Genomic DNA, 20,991 nt, shown 5'->3' on the forward strand with positions numbered 1-20,991 from the left:
AGAGCTCCGGATGTGCGGAGCTCCTTGGGACTCAGACAATATATTTTTCAGCCTCGAACACACCCGCTGCCGCTTCACGTTTTTTCCGAATGACATTTTTAGGCGTCACGCGTGTCAGCTTGCGGAGGGCCGAGAGCATCATACGGAGAGAATCTCCTTCTTCCATTGCAAGTAAAGATTCTTTCGCATGGGCTTCGATTTCATTGAAGGCTTCTTGAACGAAAATTTCTGTGTACAGCAGCTTTTGCGCTGCTTTATCGCTTCCTTGCACGGCAATCGCCTTTTCCGTTCTGAGCACCGCTGATTCCATTGCATATACATTGCTGACAATATCAGCAACGTTTACGAGGATTTCTTGTTCGCGATCGATCGCTTTTCCGTATTTTTGCGCAGCAAGACCCGCGGCGAACAGGGCGATTTTTTTTGCTTGCTTGACGATATATTTCTCTTGCTCTAATACGCCAGTGCCGGGCTCCTCAGGCATGAGCATCATGAGTTCTTCTTGAAGCGCCTGTGCTTTTTTAAAAAGAGGCAGCTCGCCTTTCATTGCTTTCTTCAGGAAGGTGCTTGGCACGATTAACCGGTTAATTTCATTGGTACCTTCGAAAATCCGGTTGATCCTGGAATCCCGATAGGCTCTTTCCACTTCATATTCCTGCATAAATCCGTAGCCGCCGTGGATTTGCACACCTTCATCAACAATATAATCAAGCGTTTCAGAGCCAAACACTTTGTTGAGAGAGCATTCAATGGCGTATTCGGCAATGGACTTTGCTATTTGCCTTCCATCCTTTTGGTCTTCAGCTGTGAACTGGCTCATATTGTCTTCAAACAGCCCGACGGTTCTGTACACGGAGCTTTCCATTGCGTACAGCCTTGATGCCATCGTCGCGATTTTTTCCTGTGTCAGCGAAAAGCCTGCGATCGGCGTTTTAAATTGGCGGCGCTGATTTGCGTAAGCGGCGGACAGCTCGATCACCCGTTTTGACGCGCCGATCGTTCCTACTGCCAGCTTGTAGCGGCCGATATTTAAAATATTAAAGGCGATAACATGCCCTTTGCCGATTTCTCCAAGAAGGTTTTCCTTCGGCACCTCAGCCTGATCTAAAATGAGGGTTCTCGTCGATGAACCTTTAATTCCCATTTTCTTTTCTTCAGGTCCGGTTGATACGCCAGGAAAATCTTTTTCTACAATAAAAGCGGAGAACTTTTCGCCATCCACTTTTGCGTAAACGACAAAGACATCGGCAAAGGCTGAGTTGGTAATCCACTGTTTCTCCCCGGTTAATACATAATGCGTTCCTGCTTCATTCAGCACCGCGGTCGTTTTTGCGCCTAACGCATCAGATCCGGAACCTGGCTCAGTCAGTGCGTACGCAGCGATCTTTTCCCCTGAAGCCAAATCAGGGAGATATTTTTTCTTTTGCTCTTCCGTTCCAAAGAAGACGATCGGCAAGGAACCGATACCGACATGCGCACCGTAAGAAAGTGAAAAGCTTCCCGCCCGCGAAAATTTTTCAGTGATCAGCGCCGAGCTGATTTTATCAAGACCCAGCCCGCCGTATTCCTCAGGAACATCGGCACCGAGAAGGCCGAGTTCTCCCGCTTTCTTCAAAAGCCGGACGGAATGTTCAAATTGATGGTTCTCAATGTCATCTATATGCGGCAGAACGTCCTGCTCAATGTAATCCTCCGTTGTTTTCGCAATCATTTTATGCTCGTCGGTGAAATCCTCCGGTGTATACATCTGATCATATGTGACTTCCTCTATTAAGAAGCCGCCGCCTTTTTGTACTTCAGCCGTTTTTCTCGTCATTTGTTTTTCCCCCTTTAGCATAGTTCAAATACGCCGGCTGCTCCCATCCCGCCGCCGATACACATTGTGACGACTCCAAATTGCTCGTTTCTCCGTTTCATTTCGTGAATCAGTGAGAGTGTAAGCTTTGTGCCCGTACATCCAAGCGGGTGCCCGAGTGCGATAGCGCCTCCATTGACATTCACTTTCTCCTCATCAATCCCCAGCTCCCTGATGACTTGGATGGCTTGTGATGCAAACGCTTCGTTCAATTCGAACAGCCCGATATCCTGCAGTTGAAGCCCGGCAAGCTTCAGTGCACGCGGAATGGCTTCGACGGGTCCGATGCCCATGACTTCCGGCGGCACCCCGCCAACGGCAAAGGAACGGAATTTGACAAGCGGCGCCAAACCCAGCGCATCCGCTTTTTCGCGATCCATCAGCATGACAGCCGCCGCCCCGTCACTAGTTTGCGAGGAATTTCCGGCAGTGACTGTTCCGTCAACGGAAAAGGCCGGGCGCAATGCGGCTAAAATATCTGCGGTCGTTTGCGGGCGTACACCTTCATCCTGAGAAAAAACAGTATGTTTTTCCTGAGGCTTATGGTTTTCGCCGATTTCTGTCACTCTGACTTCGACTGGGACAATTTCATCTTTAAATTTCCCCTCTGCAAGAGCTTTGGCAGCTTTCTGGTGACTGCGCACTGCAAAAGCATCCTGATCTTCACGGGAAACGCCGTATTTTTTCGCAACCTGTTCTGCTGTGTGTCCCATGCTCATGTAATACTCCGGCGCTTTTTCGGCCAATGTGAGGTTCGGACGGGTCACATGCCCCATCATCGGAACCTGTGACATGGATTCTGCTCCGCCTGCAATGGCTGTATCGTAAGCGCCAAGCATAATTTTTTCTGCCGCATATGCGATGGACTGAAGACCTGAGGAACAGTAGCGGTTGACTGTAATCGCCGGCACCGTATATGGCAGACCCGCAAGCGCGCCGATATTTCTCGCCATATTGAGCCCCTGTTCCGCTTCAGGTGTCGCACAGCCTATAATTAAATCGTCAATATTGCCCTCGTAGCCGCCTGCTCGTTTCAGCGTTTCTTTCACGCAAATGGCTCCCAAATCATCCGGGCGAACGGTGGCCAATGATCCTTTTTTCGCTTTCCCAACCGGTGTTCTTGCTCCTGCCACAATGACTGCCTCTTTCATAAACTCCCTCCTAGTTCCGTAAAGGTTTGCCTTTCACCAGCATATGCTGCATTCTCGCCTGAGATTTCGCCTCGCCTGCCAGACTTAAAAACGCTTCTCTCTCAATTTCTAATAAATACTCTTCATCCACCTCTGTACCGAACGGCACTTTTCCGCCGGCAATCACAAAAGCGAGTTTTTTTGCAATTTTCATATCGTGCTCAGATAGGTAGCCGGACAGCTTCATTTGCTCTGCACCGAGCAGAAGCGCGGCATAGCCTGTTTCCCCCGCCACCTTGACCTTTTCTTTTACAGGCGGCCGCCAGCTGGTATCGTATAAAGAGGCGGCTAGCTGCTTTGCATCGTACAGGAGGTGATCCTGGTTAGTGCTGATACGGTCAGCCTCTTTTAAAATATTCAGTTCCCGTGCCTCTTGGGCGGAAGTTGACACCTTAGCCATTGCAATCGTTTCAAAAGTTTTTATGGCCGCATTCATCGGATCAAGACCGCGGCGAAGATGATTGATGTACAGTTCTTTATTGCCCCCTCCGCCAGGGATAAGGCCGACTCCTGATTCCACAAGTCCCATATAGGCTTCGCTTGCCGCTTGTATCCGTGCAGCAGGGAGACACACTTCCGTCCCTCCGCCGAGCGTCATGCCAAATGGAGCGGCAACAACAGGTTTCGTGCTGTATTTGATGTTCATCATTGTCTCTTGAAAACGCCGTATCACCAAATCAACTTCCATAAAGTTGTCATCCTGCACTTCCATTAAGATCATGGCAAGATTGGCGCCCACGCAGAAATTTTTTCCTTGATTGCCGATGACAAGCCCTTTGTAATTCCGCTCTGTTTCTTCCAATGCTTTGTTGATCATTTGAATGATGTCAAGCCCGATGGCATTGCTTTTCGAGTGAAATTCCAGAAGCGCTACATCGTCACCAAGATCGATCAAGCTCGCTCCGCTGTTTTTCGCAATGACGCCGTTTGTTTCTTTAACTGACTGTAAATGGATGCGTTTCTTGTTTTCTTTTACGGCCCTGTATTCGCCGCTTTCGTAATAAAGCACTGTTCCGTTTTCTCTGATGTAGAAAGTTTCATTCCCTTTGTCCAGCATATCTTTTATCCAGCCAGGAATCTCCGCTCCAAGCTGTTCAAGCTTTTCCGCCGACTGTCTGAGACCGATTGCGTCCCAGATTTCGAATGGCCCCAGTTCCCAGCCGAATCCCCATTTCATGGCTTGGTCAATTGCATGAATATCGTCGGCGATTTCTCCGAGCAGCTGGGCTGAGTAAAGCAGTGTTTGCGACGTGATATTCCACAGCAGCCGGCCAGCCCTGTCTTCCGAGTAAATAAGCGCTTTCATTTTGGTTTTTGTCCCTTTAGCCTGTTTTGCCGCTTCAAGAGCCGGCGTTTTCATCTTTGTCCGTTCTCCGTAAGTAAGCGTCATCGGGTCAAGCTCATAAATCGTTTTTCCTTCTTTTTTATAAAAGCCTTGACCGGATTTGCTTCCGATCCAGCCTTTTTGCAGCATGTCGTTCATGAAGTCAGGCAGGCGAAATGCTTCTTTTTCGTCTCCCTCTGCTTTGTCATACACGTTTCGGGCGACGTGGGCAAAAGTATCGAGGCCGACAACATCCAGCGTTCTGAAGGTTGCGCTTTTCGGTCTTCCGATCAGCGGGCCTGTGATGGAATCGACTTCTCCGACCTGATAGCCGCCTTTCAGCATTTCTTGAACCGTAATGAGAAGTCCGTACGTCCCGATTCGGTTTGCGATAAAATTTGGTGTGTCCTTAGCTGTGACCACACCTTTGCCGAGGACATTTTCACCGAAGGATGTCATAAACGCCAGGATGTCAGGATCAGTTTCCTTAATCGGAATGATCTCCAGCAGCTTTAAATATCGCGCCGGGTTAAAAAAATGCGTTCCGAGAAAATGAGCTTTAAAATCATCAGACCTGCCTTCAGCCATCGCCTGCACTGAGATGCCGGACGTGTTGCTCGAGACGATGCTGCCCGGTTTCCGATGCTCATCCACGAGAGAGAAAATCTTCTTTTTGACCTCAAGATTTTCGACAACGACCTCAATAATCCAATCAGCTTCCTTCAGCTTCTCGACATCATCTTCTAGATTGCCGGGAGTAATATAAGCGGTGTTTTGTGCTGACGTAAGAGGGGCGGGCTTTTGTTTCAGCAGCTTTTTCACCGCAGATCTGCTCAGCCTGCTGCGCACCTCCGGACTTTCCTTGGTCAGCCCCTTTTTCTCCTCTTCCTTCGTTAAATCGTTCGGCACAATATCAAGCAGCAGGACCGGAATTCCGATGTTAGCCAAATGCGCAGCAATACCGGAACCCATAACCCCCGATCCTAAAACGGCTGCTTTTTGAATGTGTTTGTGCATGAGACATCCCCCTTGAGCGTTGAATGAATAATCATTCATTTTTTGGTCAAAAAAAATGGAAACCCGTTTCTTCTTTCATCATAAAAGATTTTTGTTTCGACTTCAATAGCTAATTTGTTATTTTTTTGTATGAATCAGATAGAAGACGGGAAACTTAAACCCGGAGGTGAAGGGAATGGTGAGAGAGAAAAAGAACCCGTCTTCAGCAGCAGTAAGCGCGGCGAGCGTAAAAGGAGATGCCGGTCCGACACAGCATTACGGCGGCGGAAAACGGACAAGCCAAAATCAGCAGTATAAGAAACATAACATGGAACAATAACAATGCAGCCCGCGTCCCGCGGCTGCTTTCACTTTTTGAAAATCCCTTTTAACACAAAAGCCGCATTAGCGGGTCTTTCGGCGATTCTTCTCATAAAGTAACTAAACCAATCGGTTCCATACGGGACATACACACGCATCTTGTACCCTTCCTTCACGAGTTCCTTCTGCCGCTCCGGCCTGATGCCATAAAGCATTTGAAACTCAAATTGGGACAACGGGATATGATGCTCGGCAACGAGTTTCTTCGTAAACGCAATGATGTCATCATCGTGTGTAGCGACGGCAGTATAGTTCCCGCTCAGCAGATGCAGTTTAACCAAGCTCTGGAAGTGAAGATCTGTTCCTTTTTTATCAGGGAACGCAACAGCCGCAGATTCCTTGTAAGCGCCTTTGACGAGTCTGAGATTCGGCTTTAGGTCATGCAGCTTACGGATATCTTCTGCCGCCCGGTAAAGATACGCCTGTATCACCGTACCCAGCATGTCAAATTCCTGCTTGCACTGGCTGTAGATGGCAAGTGTCTGTTCATAATGTGAGTAGTCCTCCATATCGATCGTCACAGCCACGCCATTTTCCTTCGCATCAGATAAAATGTCACGCAAATGTGAAACCGCCAGCTCTTCTGAAATATCGAGCCCTAATGACGTCAGCTTAAGGGAAAGCTCGGAATCTAACCGGTGTTCGGCAATCGCTTGAATGGCCTTCTTGCATTCTGCCGCGACTCGACTTGCTTCTTTATGTGTAGCCGCATACTCGCCTAAATAATCAATGGTTGTGCACAAACCGGATTGATTCAGCTTTTTAATGGTCCGAACAGCCGATTCAATCGTGTCCCCCGCGACAAATCTCCGCGCCCCCAGCCGTGAACCGTATGCTTTGGCAAGTTTGGTGAGCGTTTTATTTTGAGATAAGAATAAAAACATATGTCTCAACATCCAATTCCTCCTGACGATACAGCCTTCTTCAAAACACCTGTATATAACTCCCATACTGAAGGAAACATAAAACGAATAGAACGCAAAGGAGGATTACAATGAACAATCAGCAGCAATCTCAAATGCCGCCCTCTGTCATTTCAACAAAGGATCATTTGTATCTGAATGACATGCTGAACTGGAATCTGCTCGCGATGAAAAAAGCGCATTTTATGGCGCAGCAGTGCCAGGATCAAACATTAAAACAAGAACTAGACCGCGTCGGACATATGCATCACGATCACTATCAAAGAATATTAAAGCACCTGCAGCCAGGCCAGCAGCAGTCCGGCTACATCCAATAAGGAGGCGCCAAAATGAATCAGCAAAATCAGAAAATCAGCAACCCGCAAACACCTGTGCCGACTACCTCAGAAATGAATGACAGAGATTTCGTCAATGAGCTTTTGACAACAGAAAAATACATGACCACTGCGTATTGCACTGCTCTGCACGAGTTCAGCCATGAATCTCTCTATCAGGATATTCAAACCATTTTTGATGAGTCACAAAAAGCGCAAAGAAAACTGTATGATCTCATGTTCCAATATGGGTGGTATGCTGTAGAAGCAGAGGACGCCCAAAAGCTGCAGCAATCCTATCAAAAGTTCCAGCAGACCATTCAGCAGCAGTCTCCTTATCAGCAATAAAGTTTATCAATCAGATCAGCAAAAGGGTACGATGTGCTTTACTGGCATCTATCCTTTTTTTGTGTGTAAAATCAGTTGACTTTTTATTAACACTTACTTATATTTAATAAGCATTAACTATTTTAATGCATTAAATATAAACAATAGTTATATTAAAGAGGAGAAATGAAGATGAAGAGTGCGGATCAGTTAATGTCTGATATTCAATTATCGCTTCAGACGCTCTTTCAAAAGATACAGCCTGAAATGCTGGATAGCATGGAGAAACAGGGGGTTACCCCCGCGCAGCTGTTTGTGCTCGCGAGCTTAAAAAAGAATGGCAGCCTTAAAATTTCTGAAATTGCCGAACGGATGGAGGTCAAGCCAAGCGCGGTTACGTTAATGGCAGACCGCCTTGAACAAAAAAATCTGATCGTCAGAAAACACAATACACAAGACAGGCGAGTCATTAATATCAGCCTTACCGATGAAGGAGACAGAAAGTTCGAGGACGTTTTGGCGGGCAGAAAAGCCATAATGGCACGATACCTTTCCTACCTGACAGATGAAGAAATGATGCAGGCAGCACATATTACGAAAAAGCTGGCACAAGCTGCTGCCGAAACCAATGAAAAGTAAATTAGGAAAAGAGGAAATGGATGAAATGAGTAATGAAGGAAAACAATCAAAACGGACTTTATTAATAACCGGCTTAATCATTGCCATGTTTTTCTCAGCCCTTGACGGCACCATTGTCGGAACTGCCATGCCGAAAATCGTCGGAGATCTTGGCGGTCTAAGCATGATGACCTGGCTGACTACAGCGTATTTGTTAACATCAACAACGGTCGTGCCGATCGCCGGTAAATTAGCCGACTTATTGGGGCGCCGGATCGTCTATGTATCAGGTTTGCTTATTTTTATGGCTGCTTCAGCTCTGTGCGGAATGGCCAACAATATGACAGAATTGATTATTTTCCGCGGTTTGCAGGGAATTGGCGGAGGTATTATGATGCCGATGGCCATGATTGTCATTGGTGACTTATTTACAGGAAAACAGCGTGCCAAATTCCAAGGGGTCTTTGGTGCCATTTACGGGCTTGCTTCTGTTATCGGTCCGCAAATCGGCGGCTGGATCGTTGATTCATTAAACTGGAAATGGGTTTTCTATATTAACCTTCCTGTTGGAATTATCGCCGTTATTTTTATTGCCAGAGGATTGCAGGGCCGTAAACAGACTGGTCCGATCAACTTTGATATCGCCGGTATTTTTACAATGATTGTCGGGGTTGTCAGCCTTCTTCTTGCCCTAAGCTTCGGCGGAAAAGATTACGCTTGGGGTTCATGGCAGATTCTCGGCTTGTTCGCTCTCGCATTGATGGGTATTGTGAGTTTTATTATTGTTGAGTCGAAAGCGAAAGAACCGATCCTTCCTATGTATCTATTTAAAAATAGAACATTTACGTTTTTGAACCTGATCGGCTTTTTTATGAGTATCGGAATGTTTGGCGCAATTACGTTTGTTCCTTTCTTTATGCAGGGAATTGTCGGTGTAAGCGCGTCTGAATCAGGGACGATTATGACACCAATGATGATCTCAATGATTATCACAAGCATTATCGGCGGCCAGCTTGTTTACAAAATAGGAATTAAACCGCAAATCATAACAGGCATGCTGATTATGGCTGGCGGATTCCTTCTGTTAACCACATTGGATCTAGATACGAGCAAACTTATCGCTACATCCTATATGGCCATTATTGGTCTTGGAATGGGTCTTGTTATGCCGATTCTGACGCTGGCTTTACAGGAAAGCTTTTCGAAAGAGGAGCTTGGGGTCGTCACCTCTTCCAGCCAATTCTTCCGTTCTATCGGGGGCACATTCGGTATTACCATGCTGGGCGCTATAATGAACGCCCGATCCGGAAGCTTGCTGACTGATAAACTGGTTCCATATTTAGACTCGCTTCCGGCACAGGCAAACGCCTTTGCTTCTCAATTAAAGGGCATGATTGACACAAATCCGCAAGGGCTGCTGCAATCACTGTTCAGCCCGGACGCAATCAAACAAATTCCTGCGGCTTTCTCATCCCATGTCGTGCCGATTTTAAAAACATCATTAATGGATTCACTCCACAGTGTTTTTTATGCAGGCCTCATCTTTATCGCAGTCGGAGCTGTATTTACCTTATTCTTAAGACCTATTAAGCTTTCGAATAAGAACACGGATGAACAAAAGGAAAAAGCGGCTCAAGCCGTTGAATCCCCTTCTCATTAATAGAGCAACCCGCGGACATAACCGCGGGGCTTTTTTATTCGATCATCTGAGCCCTTCCATCCCCAAAGGACCAATCTTCATCCTGATTTCCAGCCAGAATGATAAACACATCTTCTTTTCTAACACCGAGCTCCGAATGAATCCGGCTTGCCACTGAATGGTAAAACGATTTCTTCTGTTCTGTTGTTCTTGAATCTTTCAATGTAAAATGGATGTAAATCAGTTCATCTGTGCGCTCTACTTGTAAATAACACGGATCATAAAAAAATTCGCTTTTTTGGTATTGCCGGATCACTTGAAAGTAATCATCTGCCGGCACATTGATTTCTTCGATCATAGACTGGTGAATGGCTCTGCTTAGTTTTTGAAGCCATTCTTTGCTTCTCCCCGCTCGTAAATGAATCTGTACAAATGGCATCTCTCAAGCCGCTCCTTTCTTTACATCGTCTGGCCGCTGTCAATCGTGATGATTTGTCCTGTCAGGGATTCCTGTTCAAGCACGGAACAAATCAGCTGTGCCACATCACCCGCTTCAGCAATTCGCTGCAACAGCAAAGTACCGCTCATGTTTTTCATTTTTTCTTCACGCCCTGCCCACCATCTTGTCGCGACAGCTCCGGGTGCGACACCGCACACTCTGATTTCTGGCGCCAAAGCGTGTGCCAATGATTTTGTCAGGCCGTGCACCGCTGCTTTTGACACAGCGTAAGGCATAGAAGAGCCCGCCCCGGTTGCCCCCGCGATACTGCCAATATTAACGATTGCCCCAGCCTTGCTTTTTTTCATGAAAGGAGCCGCTGCTCTCGCGCAAAAAAACATTCCTTTGACATTGACCGCATATAACTTGTCCCATACGTCCTCTGTCGCGGCATCAAGATCATCCATTGGAATATGCTGTGTAATGCTTGCATTGTTGATTAAAACGTCAATCGTGCCGTATTGCTTTCCTATTGATTGAACCATGTCCTGCACTTCACTGTTTTTGGACACATCGGCTTGGATAGCAACGGCCTGCCCGCCCTCTCTTTTGATGATGTCTGCTGTTTCCTCAGCCTCAGCACGAGAGCGTGAATAATTCACCGCAACAATCGCTCCCCGTTTCGCTAATTCAATGCATGCTGCTCTTCCTATTCCCGTGCCGCCCCCAGTGACGAGAGCTATCTTGTTCTTAAGATCCATTGCCGCCACTCCTTGTTGTTTGTATATATTTTGAAATATAACTACTGATCCTATTGTAATGCAGGTTTGGTGTTCCGTATAATGATTGGTAAAGATACTTGCTATCATTTAGATTGATAGCAAAAGAGCGGGGGATTCAACATGGAAAGCGGAGATCTACGTGTGTTTCAAATGGTAGCCCGTGAAGGCTCAATTACGAAAGCCGCACTGCAGCTTGGCTACGTGCAATCAAATGTGACGGCCAGAATTCAGCAATTGGAAGCTGAGCTCGGCACCACCCTTTTTTTGCGCCATAATCGAGGCATGACACTCTCTTCCAGCGGAAAGCTTCTGTTGGATTATACGAATAAAATTATCGGGCTGCTGGATGAGGCGTCCAAAGCGCTCTCTTCCTCAACTGAGCCGAGCGGACAGCTGATGATCGGTTCCACTCAGACATCCGCCGCCGTCAGGCTTCCCAAACTGCTTGCTTCGTATTATGAAGAGTATCCAAACGTACAGCTGTCTTTAATAACAGGGCATACACAATTTTTAATTGATAAAGTTCTTCGGTATGAACTCGATGGCGCGTTTATCGGCTGTGAATGCAATCATCCTGAGCTCCAGTCCTTTCCCGCATTTGAGGAGGAGCCCGTAGTCGTGTCCGCTGCATCTGTGTCCTGTGCAGAAGAAGCGATCACAAAGCCGATTCTCGTTTACAGCACAGGCTGTTCGTACCGAGATACCCTTGAAAAATGGCTGCACTCTGCCGGCGTCACACAGCCGGTTATTATGGAGTTCGGCACACTTGAAGCGATTATAGGCGGGGTGACAGCGGGCCTTGGCATCTCCTTGCTCCCGCGGACTGTTGTACAAAAACACGAGTCTGAAGGTTCGATCCGATTGTACACGCTCCCTGAACCTCTCAGACAGATGAAAACAGAGTTTATTCTCCGTAAGGATTCGTTTATCAGCAGCGCGCTGCGCACCTTTATGGCTTCCTTCGCACCAAATGAAACCGCAACATAACAAAAAGCAGTCTGCCGATTATTAGCGGCAGACTGCTTTTTTAGCCTATTCTTTGTTTCGGTGCTCTTCATTTAACTGTTTGATATGCTGTATGATGTCTTTAATGCCCTGCTTTGCGTCAGGATATGTCGTATTCCAATGCTTGGCGAGCGGAGGCATGCTTTTGGCGATATGCGTGTACACAATCCACTGCTTCACTTCTTCTTTTAATTCATGATTTGACTCCCCAAGGAGAAGCTCGGTATATTTTTCAAGCAATCCATCCAGCTGTTCTTGCAGTTTTTGTTCCATTCATACATCTTCCTTTCGAGAAAACAGCAAGGAGCTTTCTCATTGGTGAAAGCTCCTTTAGCCGTGTTATTTATCCATGTGATGTGAAAGCCGCTTCCCGGACAATGCATCTGCCCCGGCCATGAGGAATGCAAAGAGGCGTTCCGAACAGCGGGTCCTGTGTGACCTGACAGTTCATAGAAAACACATTTTGCACCAGATCACAAGTAATGACCTCTTCTGGACGGCCTTCAGCGTAAATCTGCTTATCTTTAATAGCCACAAGGTGATGTGCGTAGCGGCACGCTAAATTCAAATCATGGAGCACCATGACGATCGTCCGCTGTTCCTTCTCATTCAGCTCAAACAGCAAATCAAGAATTTCAATTTGATGCGTCATATCCAAATACGTTGTCGGTTCGTCCAGAAGTATAATATCCGTTTCCTGGGCCAGCGTCATCGCTATCCAAGCCCGCTGGCGCTGCCCGCCTGATAAGGAATCGACGGCGCGGTCAGCCATATCCTCCAGCTTTGTGGCTTTAAGCGCTCTCTCTACAGCTGCCTCATCCTCTTTTGACCACTGTTTCAGCCAATTTTGATAAGGATACCTTCCCTGCTTTACAAGCTGATGCACCGTCAGTCCCTCCGGAGCAGAAGGCCCCTGCGGCAGGATGGCAAGCTCCTTTGCGACTTCCTTTGTCGGAAGCTTGGCGATCGCTCTTCCTTCCAATAGCACAGAACCGCCTCTCGGCTTCATCAGCCGCGCCAACGAACGTAAAAGTGTCGATTTTCCGCAGCCATTGCTGCCGATAAATACGGTAATTTCACCTTTTGGAATCGTTAAATTCAGTTCATCAATAATAACGGCATCCCCGTACCCTAAGCTCAGCGTTTCTGTAGAAATTGCACTCATACCCATAACCGCTCCTTTTTGCTGGCTTTTTAGCAGCACTATGTATTGCACGTTTTATATAGACATGCATGTAAGTAAATTGTCATCAATGCAAGTGATACAATATTCAGTCTCTGATATGGTCATATATCCATCATTGTAGCAGAAAACAGTGACTTTGAAAATCATTTTCAATTAGTTTTCTGGTCAAAAATGGCGGTTATGGTTTTTTCAGCACATGATTATTTTTTAATTTCTCTGACAGTGCCGTTCTTAAGCTTCACTTTTAAGTCGAAATGATCATAGTGGCTGTCAAGGTTAAAAGCCGCCAGCACACTGTGAATCACTTCTTTCTCAGCCATTTGATCTGTCACGGACAGCTCGCTTAGAATCATTTTCATCTCATCCAGCGCTTCTTCTCCCTCTTGATTGATGCCAGAGAGCTTATCTTGTATTTCTGCCGTTTCATGAGTTCCGTTTTTTTCGTATATCCCTTCATAGCGGTTATGCTCACCGTCACCGTAGCTGACGCGAAGCGAGAAATTGCTGTAAGGAACGGATTTCATATGAGTAACTGCCGTATTTTCTCCTTCTGCTAGCTGCTGTTCTTCATTGAGACGGCAGCCCGCAATCAGAACAACTGCGAGACAAACGGCCCCGGCCGCTCTGATCAAATGCATAATGGTTCCCCCCTGTAGAATTCCATTTCTTTTAGGTATGTCCAAGGAATGGAATCCTCATTCAGAGAAGAGAACAGAAAAAGCCGGGCTTCAGCGCCCGGCTTTCCTTTTATGATTCAGTCATTTGCAAAAAGGCTTCGGCGTCCTGCACGGCCAGCTTGATGGCATTTTCCCAAAAGTCTCTCTTCGTGATGTCTGCGCCTAAATGCTTCATCGCTAAATCTTCTACGGTCATGGATGCCGTATCACGCAATAGCGCTATATATTTCTCTTCAAACGTGTTTTTTTCTTCAAGCGCCAGAGCGTAAATGCCGAGAGAAAACAGATAGCCGAACGTATAAGGGTAATTGTAAAACGGCACTCTCGTAATATGAAAGTGGAGCTTTGACGCCCAGAATAGCGGATGATACTCGTCTAAAGCGCCGCAGAACGCTTCTTTTTGCGCCTCTTCCATCAGCTCATTTAAACGGTCCGCCGGCACAATTCCCCGTTTTCGTTCTTCGTAAAACCTCGTTTCAAATAAAAATCTCGCGTGGATATTCATAAAGAAAGCAACGCTTCTTTGCACTTTATCCTCCAAAAGCACAAGCTTTTCTTCCTTTGTTTCCGCCTGATTGACAGTCGCGTCTGCCACAATCATTTCCGCAAAAGTTGACGCAGTTTCCGCTACATTCATAGCATAGGATCGATTTAACGGCCTTACATTGAGCATCGCTTCCTGATGAAAGGCATGCCCGAGTTCATGGGCAAGCGTTGAGACGTTCGAGGCACTGCCGGAAAACGTCATGAAGATACGGGATTCCCCGCTGTCAGGAAAGCTTGTGCAAAAGCCGCCGACTCTTTTCCCGCTTCTGTCCTCGGCTTCAATCCAGCGGTCACGGAACGCCTTTTCTGTAAAGGCGGACAACTTTCGTCCAAACGTGGAAAATTGGCTGATGATTAAGTTTGCGGCTTCATCGTATGAGTATTCCTTACCGGCAGACCCAATCGGTGCATCAACGTCGTACCAATTGAGCTTTTCGAGACCAAGCATGGATGCTTTCCGGTTGAGAAACTGAACGAACGGCTGCTTATTTTCAATAATGACCTGCCACATCGTATCCAGCGTTTCTTTTTTCATCCGGTTGATTTGCAGCGGCTCCTTCAGAACATCCTGCCATCCCCGCGCTTTGTAGGTTTCCAGCCGGAATCCCGCCAAATGATTCAGCGTGCTGCTGAAAATATCCTGTTCCCGCTCCCATGCATGATTGATGCGTTCAAAAACGGTTTTCCTGACAGTACGGTCCTGATGAGACATCATGTTTTCCGCCTGTCCGACAGATAATTGTTTTTCCTCAAACGGAATGGTCATTTTTCCGACAACGATATGATATAAATCATCCCAGGCATGATAGCCGTCAACCGCAAGGCTTCCAATCAGTTTTTCTTTGTCTGGGCTGAGCTTTTCGGCAACCCGTTCTCTTCTTTCATTTAATATGTATGATACCTCTCGCAGCCCGGTTGTTTTGAGCAATTCTTCCCACACGCCTTGATCAATCTCCACAAGTTTATGATCCAATGTGACAAGGGAGGACTGAAAATCTGCGACTAACTGATGCATGAATGATTTATGCTCATTCGCCTTCTGATCGCTAATGTTCTGTGCCTGAAGACACGAGACAAAAGCACCGGCCTGCTGCAGCTTGACCGAATTTTGTTCAAATGCATCGAGCAATGCGGTCAGCCTTCCAGCATCAGCCGGCGTTTCTGGCGGCTCAAAAGCATCCGTCATGTCTTGAAATGCACGCAGGCTTTGTGACAGCTTTTCAATATATCTCTTGAATTCTTCTGACTGGCTCCCGCCTTTAAAAAACGAATCCAGATCCCATGTTTTGTCTACCCCTTGCAATCCCATGACTCAAAACCCCTTTCCTCATTTGATTTTATTATAGAACAATTCTGAATTATTGTATAAAAATTCTTTTTATAGGCGTCATTCTCTGTGCATCATTGTACAATAGCTGTAGCGCCAAACAGGAGGATAAGGAAAATGAATAAAAGAATAGCTATCGTAACAGGAGCGTCAAGCGGTTTTGGTCTGCTGGCGGCAGTCAAACTGGCTCAGTCATTTTTCGTCATTGCCACAGCAAGGCAGCCCGAGAAAGCGGAACAGCTGCGCGGTTTAGCAGCAAAACATCATGTAGCTGACTCCATTCATATCACCGCTCTCGATGTCACTGATGAACACTCGATCGAAGCGTTTGGAAAAACCATAAGTGCGTATGCCCCAATTGATGTACTCGTTAATAACGCGGGTACAGCTTACGGGGGATTTATCGAGGATGTGCCGATGGAGCATTTCAGAAAGCAATTTGAAACGAATGTTTTCGGATTGATCAATGTCACAAAAACCGTCCTGCCTTACATAAGAAAGCATAGCGGGGCAAAGATTATAAACGTAAGCAGTATCAGCGGTTTGACCGGATTTCCGGCACTGTCGCCTTACGCCGCTTCCAAGTATGCATTAGAAGGATTTTCTGAAAGTCTGCGCTTGGAGCTGCTTCCTTTCGGCATTGAAACCGCTCTGATCGAGCCAGGCTCATACAAGACATCGATCTGGACAACATCTTTATCGAATCACATGACTGTGCCGGCTGACGATTCAGCCTATCATCAATACTATAAACAGATCCTTTCTTATGTTGAAAAAAATGCCGCTGAAAGCGGAGACCCCCAAGAGGTCGCCGACCTCATTTATCAATTAGCGATGAAACAGCGCGTAAAGAAATTGCGTTATCCGATCGGAAAAGGCGTCAAGCTCACCCTGCTATTCCGTGCACTTTTTCCTTGGTCCGCTTGGGAATCTATCTTGAAGAAAATACTATTCACCCGGCCTAAATTATAATTATTATAATTTAGTATTGATTTTTAATTAATATGTGGTATAATTAAATTAACAGATCACAAGGAGGACGTAATATTATGAAAACCGAAAATGCAAAAACAAACCTGACATTAGTTGAGAATTCAATGAACACCCAATTATCAAACTGGTTTCTTCTATACTCCAAGCTGCACCGTTTTCATTGGTATGTAAAAGGGCCTCACTTCTTTACATTGCATGAAAAATTTGAAGAACTGTATGACCACGCGGCGGAAACTGTAGATACGATTGCTGAGCGCCTGCTGGCTATCGGAGGACAGCCTGTTGCCACTTTGAAAGAATACACTGAGCAAGCATCCATCACAGACGGCGGAAACGAAACGTCAGCTTCAGAAATGGTCCAAGCTTTGGTGAACGACTATAAACAAATCACCAGCGAGTCTAAATTCGTCATCGGCCTTGCGGAAGAAAATCAAGACAATGCGACAGCAGACTTGTTTGTCGGACTTATAGAAGAAGTCGAAAAACAAGTGTGGATGCTTTCCTCTTATTTAAGCTAAAAAAAAGCTGAACCCTCTTCGGGTTCAGCTTTTTTTGCCAGTTAGCTGCTGAGGCTCTCTGTCTTCTTGGTCAGTGTCACATTCAGGTTTTTCGTTTTTCCGTTGCGTATCACTTGAATTGTTGTTTTATCTCCGACTTTTAAATCTTTATAAAGAATTTGACGGATATCCGCACTGCTTTGGATATCTTTGCCGTTTAATTTGACAATCACATCTTCAGATTTCATTCCTGCTTTAGCCGCCGGTGAATTTGATTGAACTTCCTTGACGTAGACACCTTTGCTCAATTGATCCCCAAACAGGCCGAGTGTATTTTCCTGGTACGTTTCAGGAACTTGTGACATATCAATCATCTGCACGCCTAAGAATGGACGGTCCACTTTTCCGTTTTCAAGAAGCTGGTCAACAATTGGCTCTACATCGTTGCTTGGAATCGCAAAACCGAGTGACTCAACCCCGCTTTCACTCACTTTCAGACTGTTGATACCAATCACTTGGCCGTTTGAATTGATTAACGGGCCGCCGCTGTTCCCCGGATTGATTGCGGCGTCTGTTTGCAATACATTCATTTCAACGGTACCTTGAGTCGTATCGACATCAATCGTCCGGTTAAGTCCGCTAATGATCCCTTGTGTCACTGTTCCAGAGAACTGCTGGCCGAGCGGATTACCGATGGCGATGACTTTTTCACCTGTGCGCAGCTTCGAAGAATCACCGAAGCTCGCCACTTTTTTGACGTTCTTGCTGTTGATTTCCAAAACAGCCAAATCCGTAATTGCATCGCTTCCCACAAGCTTTGCTGTCTCCGTTTTACCATTGTACAGGGTAACAGTCAGCTTATTCGCTCCTTCCACTACGTGGTTGTTTGTAATGATATATGCTTTGTTATTGTCTTTTTTGAAAATAACCCCTGACCCTGTTCCGCTTTCACTTTCTGAACCGGAGCTGCCTTCTGTGCCGAATGTGTTATTATGAGAGGTTTGGATATTTGAGATTCCGACAATCGTCGGCTCTAAGTCCTCTACCATATCAGCTACGTTGGTCGCGTTTGTCACAGGTGTCGTTGTAAAATTGTCGGATTCCACCTGTTTATTTGCGGAAGCCGTCTCGGTCGTCTGATTATGGTCAGACGGCAAATAAGGCGCGATGCCGAGCATCAGTCCGCCGCCGATGATCCCGCCTAAAATTGGGCTCAGCCATGCCGCTCTCCGCTTCTTCTCTTTTTTTACAGCTGTTTCTTTCTTTTCCATTTCTAAAGCGGAAGCTGTTTCTTTTCGTCCCGCTTCATAAGAATGAGGCTGATCAAGCAATTTTTGTTCAGGATGCTCAATCAGCTTCCGGTTATCTGTATTCATGTTTTCTGTATGTGAAGGTTCCGTTTGTTGTTCCCCGTTTTGGTCATCACGTCGGTAATCCATATGCATACACTCCTTATTCGGTTTTTCGTTTATCGTTACATATTCATCGCATGTACAAGTTCAATTGTCCCAATAATGAGGAGAAAAGCAAAGCACCAAAATAGAATATGTTTGATCATCCTGCATCTTCCCCGCTCTTTTTTTCCTTTCTTCCCTTATACACATCATAAACAAACATTGTGGGATAAAAATGAAAAGAATATGTGAAATTATGAAAATTGCCTGCCGTATGTTAAAACTAGTTTATAATGACGTTGAAAGGATGTGAAGGGCCTTGTCATATACCATTTATCTAGTTGAAGATGAGGATAATCTGAATGAATTGCTGACGAAGTATTTAGAGAATGAGGGCTGGAACATTACATCTTTTACGAAAGGCGAAGACGCCAGAAAAAAAATGACGCCGTCTCCCCACCTCTGGATTCTCGATATCATGCTGCCGGATACTGACGGCTATACATTAATAAAAGAAATTAAAGAGAAAGACCCTGACGTGCCGGTCATTTTTATTTCCGCACGAGACGCCGATATTGACAGAGTGCTTGGGTTAGAGCTTGGAAGCAATGACTATATTTCAAAACCATTTCTCCCGCGGGAACTGATTATACGTGTGCAAAAGCTGTTGCAGCTTGTCTATAAGGAAGCGCCGTCCGCACAAAAGAACGAAACTGTCGTCTCCTCCTATCGGGTCGCAGAAGACGCCCGAGAGGTTTATGATGAAAACGGCAATTTGATTAATTTAACGTCGAAGGAATTTGATCTCCTCCTCTTATTTATCCATCATAAAGGACATCCATATTCCCGTGAGGATATTCTCGTCAAGGTATGGGGACATGATTACTTTGGAACTGACCGCGTTGTTGACGATCTTGTCCGGAGGCTGCGTAAAAAGATGCCTGAGCTCAAAGTGGAGACCATTTACGGGTTTGGCTACAGGATGATGACATCATGAAAAACAAGCCTCTCTCGTTTCAAATATGGGCTGTCATCTCCGGCATCCTGTTAGCCATATCGATTTTATTGCTTGTTTTATTTTCAAACACGCTGCGTGATTTTTTCACCAATGAGACGTACACCACCATTGAAAATGAACAGCATGTTCTGACCGAGTACCGTCTGCCTGGTTCACTCGAAAGGCGCTATTACAGCGAGGAAGCCACGGCGCCGACGACCGTGCGCTCTGTTCAGCACGTGCTTCTGCCCGAAAATGAAGCGGCTTCATCAGACAAGGATTTACGAATCCTGTCGTCTGATTTTATTCATAAGGTATACCAGCTGGCTGATAAACAGGAAGCCAAAAAGAAACGATACAGCGCTGAAATTAATGGCGAAAAAGTGTTTTTTGTCATTAAGAAGGGACTTTCCGTAAACGGGCAATCCGCCATGATGCTGTCCTATGCACTTGATTCTTATCGGGACGATCTGGCCTTCACTCTGTTCAAACAGCTGCTGTTTATTATAGCGGTTGTCATTTTATTGAGCTGGATTCCGGCGATTTGGCTTGCGAAATATTTATCAAGGCCTCTCGTTTCGTTTGAAAAGCATGTCAAACGGATTTCAGAACAGGATTGGGATGATCCTGTCATAGTGGATCGGAAAGATGAAATCGGCAAATTGGGGCATACCATCGAAGAAATGCGCCAAAAGCTTGTGCAAAAGGATGAAACAGAAAGAACCCTTTTACAAAATATTTCACACGATTTAAAAACGCCGGTTATGGTGATCAGGGGATACACCCAGTCCATTAAAGACGGGATTTTTCCTAAAGGAGATCTTGAAAATACAGTAGATGTCATTGAAGGTGAAGCCCTTAAGCTGGAGAAAAAAATAAAAGATTTATTATATTTAACAAAGCTCGATTATTTATCTAAGCAAAAAATACAACATGAAACATTCAGTATTATGGAAGTGACAGAAGAAGTCATTGAAAGACTGAAATGGGCGCGAAAAGAATTATCATGGGGAATTGATGTAGATGAAGACATTCTTATGCCGGGTGATCCCGAGCAATGGAACAAGCTTCTGGAGAACATACTGGAAAATCAAATCCGTTATGCTGCAACAAAGATTGAAATCATCATGAAACAGGATGATCAGAATATCTTTATCACCATTAAAAATGACGGACCGCATATTGAAGATGAGATGCTTTCCAGCCTCTATGAGCCTTTTAATAAAGGGAAGAAAGGCGAATTCGGCATTGGTCTCAGCATCGTAAAACGTATTTTAACTCTTCATAAGGCGTCTATCTCAATTGAAAATGACAAAACGGGTGTAACATACCGCATAGCAGTGCCAAAATAGACTGTAGATATTTTTGCAGTCTATTTTTTATGTGAAAGAATAGCCGTTAAAATCTCTGTAATTTGTTTTGAGCGGCTGTTTGCATTGATGAACCCATTTTTTCTCTGACAACGTCTGCTTCGGATATTTGACTTTTTCCACTTTAATACCTCTGTTTCGCAAGCGGCTGATCATTTCGTCCAATTCTCTCATTTCAGATTCACCCTTTCGCTTGAGCTTTGACCGTTCG

General features: G+C 45.6%; 21 protein-coding genes and 1 pseudogene. 10 read left to right on the forward strand and 12 right to left on the reverse strand.

Annotated features, from left to right (window positions below; all coding sequences use genetic code 11):
- Nucleotides 1-31 precede the first annotated feature (31 nt).
- From fadE to LJF29_RS14240, 3 genes are read right to left on the reverse strand one after another with little or no spacing between them, the layout of a single operon-like run.
- Nucleotides 32-1,816 carry an acyl-CoA dehydrogenase FadE gene (gene fadE, locus LJF29_RS14230; protein WP_229149149.1) on the reverse strand — a complete coding sequence of 595 codons (1,785 nt, stop codon included), beginning with the start codon at nucleotides 1,814-1,816 and terminating at the stop codon, nucleotides 32-34.
- Nucleotides 1,817-1,830: 14 nt separating this feature from the next.
- Nucleotides 1,831-3,006: an acetyl-CoA C-acetyltransferase gene (locus LJF29_RS14235; RefSeq protein WP_229149151.1), complete on the reverse strand. Its 1,176-nt coding sequence runs from the start codon at nucleotides 3,004-3,006 to the stop codon at nucleotides 1,831-1,833.
- 10 nt (nucleotides 3,007-3,016) lie between these two features.
- Complete coding sequence (locus LJF29_RS14240; protein ID WP_229149152.1) at nucleotides 3,017-5,386, reverse strand: 3-hydroxyacyl-CoA dehydrogenase/enoyl-CoA hydratase family protein; 2,370 nt, start codon at nucleotides 5,384-5,386, stop codon at nucleotides 3,017-3,019.
- 175 nt (nucleotides 5,387-5,561) lie between these two features.
- Between LJF29_RS14240 and LJF29_RS14245 the strand changes: the two genes are divergently transcribed.
- Nucleotides 5,562-5,705: a YuzL family protein gene (locus tag LJF29_RS14245; protein ID WP_010331806.1), complete on the forward strand. Its 144-nt coding sequence runs from the start codon at nucleotides 5,562-5,564 to the stop codon at nucleotides 5,703-5,705.
- 28 nt (nucleotides 5,706-5,733) lie between these two features.
- Here LJF29_RS14245 and LJF29_RS14250 read toward each other — a convergent pair whose 3' ends face one another.
- A complete protein-coding gene (locus LJF29_RS14250) occupies nucleotides 5,734-6,642 on the reverse strand; it encodes a proline dehydrogenase family protein (protein WP_229149154.1) in 909 nt (302 codons plus the stop codon).
- Between the two features lie 98 nt (nucleotides 6,643-6,740).
- Between LJF29_RS14250 and LJF29_RS14255 the strand changes: the two genes are divergently transcribed.
- From LJF29_RS14255 to mdtP, 4 genes are all read left to right on the forward strand, one after another.
- Nucleotides 6,741-6,986, forward strand: a complete 246-nt coding sequence (locus LJF29_RS14255; RefSeq protein WP_010331808.1) for a hypothetical protein — start codon at nucleotides 6,741-6,743, stop codon at nucleotides 6,984-6,986.
- Nucleotides 6,987-6,998: 12 nt separating this feature from the next.
- On the forward strand, nucleotides 6,999-7,331 hold the full coding sequence (locus LJF29_RS14260) for a spore coat protein (protein ID WP_010331809.1): 333 nt from the start codon (nucleotides 6,999-7,001) through the stop codon (nucleotides 7,329-7,331).
- A gap of 171 nt (nucleotides 7,332-7,502) precedes the next feature.
- On the forward strand, nucleotides 7,503-7,949 hold the full coding sequence (locus LJF29_RS14265) for a MarR family transcriptional regulator (protein ID WP_010331810.1): 447 nt from the start codon (nucleotides 7,503-7,505) through the stop codon (nucleotides 7,947-7,949).
- 16 nt (nucleotides 7,950-7,965) lie between these two features.
- Nucleotides 7,966-9,588 (forward strand): multidrug efflux MFS transporter MdtP, encoded by a 1,623-nt coding sequence (gene mdtP, locus LJF29_RS14270; RefSeq protein ID WP_229149155.1) that lies wholly within the window; start codon nucleotides 7,966-7,968, stop codon nucleotides 9,586-9,588.
- A 34-nt stretch (nucleotides 9,589-9,622) separates the two neighbouring features.
- On the opposite strand, the gene LJF29_RS14275 is transcribed toward mdtP, so the two are convergent.
- Together LJF29_RS14275 and LJF29_RS14280 are read right to left on the reverse strand one after the other, a co-directional pair.
- Nucleotides 9,623-10,006: a tautomerase family protein gene (locus LJF29_RS14275; RefSeq protein ID WP_229149156.1), complete on the reverse strand. Its 384-nt coding sequence runs from the start codon at nucleotides 10,004-10,006 to the stop codon at nucleotides 9,623-9,625.
- 20 nt (nucleotides 10,007-10,026) lie between these two features.
- The gene (locus tag LJF29_RS14280; protein ID WP_229149157.1) at nucleotides 10,027-10,767 is read right to left on the reverse strand and encodes an SDR family NAD(P)-dependent oxidoreductase; all 741 of its coding nucleotides are present in this window, start codon (nucleotides 10,765-10,767) and stop codon (nucleotides 10,027-10,029) included.
- Between the two features lie 141 nt (nucleotides 10,768-10,908).
- On the opposite strand from LJF29_RS14280, the gene LJF29_RS14285 reads away from it, so the two are divergent.
- Complete coding sequence (locus LJF29_RS14285; RefSeq protein ID WP_229149158.1) at nucleotides 10,909-11,775, forward strand: LysR family transcriptional regulator; 867 nt, start codon at nucleotides 10,909-10,911, stop codon at nucleotides 11,773-11,775.
- 45 nt (nucleotides 11,776-11,820) lie between these two features.
- On the opposite strand, the pseudogene LJF29_RS14290 reads toward LJF29_RS14285, so the two are convergent.
- From LJF29_RS14290 to LJF29_RS14305, 4 genes and pseudogenes are all read right to left on the reverse strand, one after another.
- Nucleotides 11,821-12,109, reverse strand: a pseudogene (locus LJF29_RS14290) (YusU family protein).
- 27 nt (nucleotides 12,110-12,136) lie between these two features.
- Nucleotides 12,137-12,964: an ABC transporter ATP-binding protein gene (locus LJF29_RS14295; RefSeq protein ID WP_081638363.1), complete on the reverse strand. Its 828-nt coding sequence runs from the start codon at nucleotides 12,962-12,964 to the stop codon at nucleotides 12,137-12,139.
- A gap of 215 nt (nucleotides 12,965-13,179) precedes the next feature.
- Nucleotides 13,180-13,617 (reverse strand): YusW family protein, encoded by a 438-nt coding sequence (locus LJF29_RS14300; protein ID WP_010331818.1) that lies wholly within the window; start codon nucleotides 13,615-13,617, stop codon nucleotides 13,180-13,182.
- 109 nt (nucleotides 13,618-13,726) lie between these two features.
- Complete coding sequence (locus tag LJF29_RS14305; protein WP_229149159.1) at nucleotides 13,727-15,511, reverse strand: M3 family oligoendopeptidase; 1,785 nt, start codon at nucleotides 15,509-15,511, stop codon at nucleotides 13,727-13,729.
- Between the two features lie 135 nt (nucleotides 15,512-15,646).
- On the opposite strand from LJF29_RS14305, the gene LJF29_RS14310 reads away from it, so the two are divergent.
- Together LJF29_RS14310 and mrgA are read left to right on the forward strand one after the other, a co-directional pair.
- Nucleotides 15,647-16,501, forward strand: a complete 855-nt coding sequence (locus LJF29_RS14310) for an oxidoreductase (protein ID WP_229149160.1) — start codon at nucleotides 15,647-15,649, stop codon at nucleotides 16,499-16,501.
- Between the two features lie 77 nt (nucleotides 16,502-16,578).
- The gene (gene mrgA, locus LJF29_RS14315) at nucleotides 16,579-17,040 is read left to right on the forward strand and encodes a Dps family protein (protein WP_229149162.1); all 462 of its coding nucleotides are present in this window, start codon (nucleotides 16,579-16,581) and stop codon (nucleotides 17,038-17,040) included.
- Nucleotides 17,041-17,081: 41 nt separating this feature from the next.
- On the opposite strand, the gene LJF29_RS14320 is transcribed toward mrgA, so the two are convergent.
- On the reverse strand, nucleotides 17,082-18,458 hold the full coding sequence (locus LJF29_RS14320) for a S1C family serine protease (RefSeq protein ID WP_229149163.1): 1,377 nt from the start codon (nucleotides 18,456-18,458) through the stop codon (nucleotides 17,082-17,084).
- Nucleotides 18,459-18,732: 274 nt separating this feature from the next.
- Here LJF29_RS14320 and cssR point away from each other — a divergent pair, with 274 nt between their 5' ends.
- Both cssR and cssS read left to right on the forward strand, forming a co-directional pair.
- Nucleotides 18,733-19,410: a secretion stress-responsive two-component system response regulator CssR gene (gene cssR, locus LJF29_RS14325; RefSeq protein WP_168748709.1), complete on the forward strand. Its 678-nt coding sequence runs from the start codon at nucleotides 18,733-18,735 to the stop codon at nucleotides 19,408-19,410.
- Entirely contained in the window at nucleotides 19,407-20,762 is a 1,356-nt protein-coding gene (gene cssS, locus LJF29_RS14330) for a secretion stress-responsive two-component system sensor histidine kinase CssS (RefSeq protein WP_229149164.1), read from the forward strand. Before cssR ends, cssS begins: the two co-directional genes overlap by 4 nt.
- Before the next feature lie 27 nt (nucleotides 20,763-20,789).
- Here cssS and spxO read toward each other — a convergent pair whose 3' ends face one another.
- Nucleotides 20,790-20,954 (reverse strand): anti-adapter protein SpxO, encoded by a 165-nt coding sequence (gene spxO, locus LJF29_RS14335; RefSeq protein WP_003221681.1) that lies wholly within the window; start codon nucleotides 20,952-20,954, stop codon nucleotides 20,790-20,792.
- Between the last annotated feature and the right edge of the window lie 37 nt (nucleotides 20,955-20,991).

The sequence above is a fragment of the Bacillus sp. LBG-1-113 genome, from assembly GCF_020708615.1.
GTDB classification, from domain to species: Bacteria; Bacillota; Bacilli; order Bacillales; family Bacillaceae; genus Bacillus; species Bacillus mojavensis.

Excerpts from the sequence above, each read along its gene's own strand:
- fadE (WP_229149149.1), bottom strand. The coding sequence starts at position 1,816 with ATGACGAGAAAAACGGCTGAAGTACAAAAAGGCGGCGGCTTCTTAATA.
- LJF29_RS14235 (WP_229149151.1), bottom strand. The coding sequence starts at position 3,006 with ATGAAAGAGGCAGTCATTGTGGCAGGAGCAAGAACACCGGTTGGGAAA.
- LJF29_RS14240 (WP_229149152.1), bottom strand. The coding sequence starts at position 5,386 with ATGCACAAACACATTCAAAAAGCAGCCGTTTTAGGATCGGGGGTTATG.
- LJF29_RS14245 (WP_010331806.1), top strand. The coding sequence starts at position 5,562 with ATGGTGAGAGAGAAAAAGAACCCGTCTTCAGCAGCAGTAAGCGCGGCG.
- LJF29_RS14250 (WP_229149154.1), bottom strand. The coding sequence starts at position 6,642 with ATGTTGAGACATATGTTTTTATTCTTATCTCAAAATAAAACGCTCACC.
- LJF29_RS14255 (WP_010331808.1), top strand. The coding sequence starts at position 6,741 with ATGAACAATCAGCAGCAATCTCAAATGCCGCCCTCTGTCATTTCAACA.
- LJF29_RS14260 (WP_010331809.1), top strand. The coding sequence starts at position 6,999 with ATGAATCAGCAAAATCAGAAAATCAGCAACCCGCAAACACCTGTGCCG.
- LJF29_RS14265 (WP_010331810.1), top strand. The coding sequence starts at position 7,503 with ATGAAGAGTGCGGATCAGTTAATGTCTGATATTCAATTATCGCTTCAG.
- mdtP (WP_229149155.1), top strand. The coding sequence starts at position 7,966 with ATGGATGAAATGAGTAATGAAGGAAAACAATCAAAACGGACTTTATTA.
- LJF29_RS14275 (WP_229149156.1), bottom strand. The coding sequence starts at position 10,006 with ATGCCATTTGTACAGATTCATTTACGAGCGGGGAGAAGCAAAGAATGG.
- LJF29_RS14280 (WP_229149157.1), bottom strand. The coding sequence starts at position 10,767 with ATGGATCTTAAGAACAAGATAGCTCTCGTCACTGGGGGCGGCACGGGA.
- LJF29_RS14285 (WP_229149158.1), top strand. The coding sequence starts at position 10,909 with ATGGAAAGCGGAGATCTACGTGTGTTTCAAATGGTAGCCCGTGAAGGC.
- LJF29_RS14295 (WP_081638363.1), bottom strand. The coding sequence starts at position 12,964 with ATGGGTATGAGTGCAATTTCTACAGAAACGCTGAGCTTAGGGTACGGG.
- LJF29_RS14300 (WP_010331818.1), bottom strand. The coding sequence starts at position 13,617 with ATGCATTTGATCAGAGCGGCCGGGGCCGTTTGTCTCGCAGTTGTTCTG.
- LJF29_RS14305 (WP_229149159.1), bottom strand. The coding sequence starts at position 15,511 with ATGGGATTGCAAGGGGTAGACAAAACATGGGATCTGGATTCGTTTTTT.
- LJF29_RS14310 (WP_229149160.1), top strand. The coding sequence starts at position 15,647 with ATGAATAAAAGAATAGCTATCGTAACAGGAGCGTCAAGCGGTTTTGGT.
- mrgA (WP_229149162.1), top strand. The coding sequence starts at position 16,579 with ATGAAAACCGAAAATGCAAAAACAAACCTGACATTAGTTGAGAATTCA.
- LJF29_RS14320 (WP_229149163.1), bottom strand. The coding sequence starts at position 18,458 with ATGGATTACCGACGTGATGACCAAAACGGGGAACAACAAACGGAACCT.
- cssS (WP_229149164.1), top strand. The coding sequence starts at position 19,407 with ATGAAAAACAAGCCTCTCTCGTTTCAAATATGGGCTGTCATCTCCGGC.
- spxO (WP_003221681.1), bottom strand. The coding sequence starts at position 20,954 with ATGAGAGAATTGGACGAAATGATCAGCCGCTTGCGAAACAGAGGTATT.